1 protein-coding gene and 1 pseudogene are annotated in these 1,214 nt (G+C 73.3%); one reads left to right on the top strand and one right to left on the bottom strand.

Going from position 1 to position 1,214, the window contains the following annotated elements:
* A pseudogene (locus ACZ5CR_RS46100) lies at positions 1 to 639 on the bottom strand (aminotransferase class I/II-fold pyridoxal phosphate-dependent enzyme); the annotation flags it as partial.
* A gap of 211 nt (positions 640 to 850) precedes the next feature.
* On the opposite strand from ACZ5CR_RS46100, the gene ACZ5CR_RS46095 reads away from it, so the two are divergent.
* The coding region (locus tag ACZ5CR_RS46095; RefSeq protein WP_468869942.1) for a class I SAM-dependent methyltransferase at positions 851 to 1,214 on the top strand (364 nt) is incomplete at its 3' end.

Below are 1,214 nucleotides of genomic sequence, written 5' to 3'. Positions count from 1 at the left end.
CGTCGCCGTGCAGCACCTGGCCGAGCAGAGTGAAGGTCTGGGCGGTGCCCGCGACGATGACGACGTCGCCTGGATCGGCGCGGATTCCGCGGTTGCGGGCCAGCCAGTCGGCGACGGCGACGCGCAGGGCCGGGGCCCCGCGCGGGTCTCCGTATCCGAAGGCGGATGCCGAAAGATCTCTGAGTACGGTGCGTTCGGCGCGGAGCCACGCGGTGCGGGGAACGCGGCGAGATCGGGCACGCCGGGCGAGAGATCGATCCGGGCGGGGGCCGCCCGCAGTGCGTCGAAGATGTCCGTGCCGGGCGGGGCGTCGAACAGGGCGCCCGGAGGCGTGGCGAGCGTGGGAGGCGGGTCCGCGGGTGCGGCGGGCCGGGCTTTCGCCGGTGCGGCGACCACTACGGTGCCGTTCCGCCCGCGCCCGGCGACGTGCCCGTCCTCGCTCAGGCGCTGGTAGGCCTCGGTGACCACGCCGCGGGATACGCGGAGTTCGCTTGCCAGGACACGGGTCGCCGGGAGCCTGCTGCCCACCGGCAGGTGACCGTCCGCTATCGCGACGCGAAGGCGCCGGGCCAGCCAGTCCGCGCGGCCGCCCGACGGGGCGTCGCCGATGTTCAGCTGGAGGAAGTCGGCGCCGGACAGTGCCTCGTACGCTCCGGATCCTGCTCCGTGGGCTGCGGATCCTGTCTCGTGCGTCGTGGACCGCTCGGCCGTTATGGACCCCTCGGCGGCGCAGTCATCGGACCGGCCAGTGGCGCGGCGATCGGACCGGCCAGTGGCGCGGTCATTGGACCGATGAGTGCCGCCGTCATTGGACCTGTTCACCAGGCCATAGTGGCAGCAGGGTGAAGTCATGCAGACAGCAGCAGCCGCAGCCGCCGACACCACCATTCCGACGCCGGATCCCGCCGCCCGACTGGCAGCTGACTACGTCCACGGATACTCGCACCGTGAGGCCCGCAGGCTGGGGGACCAGGCGAACACCCTTGCCGCGCTGCTGCACGACGGCACGGCGTATCCGGCGGGGAGCCGGGTCCTGGAGGTCGGCTGCGGGGTCGGCGCCCAGACCGTCCACCTGGTCGACTCCAGCCCTCGGGCCCACTTCGTGGCCGTCGACCGGTCGGCGGACTCCCTGGCGACGGCTCGCGCCCGCGTCACGGCTCACGCGCCCGACGCGCACGTGCGGTGGTGCCGTGCCGATCTCTTCGCTCTCCCTT

Source organism: Streptomyces sp. NPDC031274 (assembly GCF_055570235.1).
Note: the sequence above shows the minus strand (reverse complement) of the source record. Positions and strands in the feature narration are given on the sequence as shown.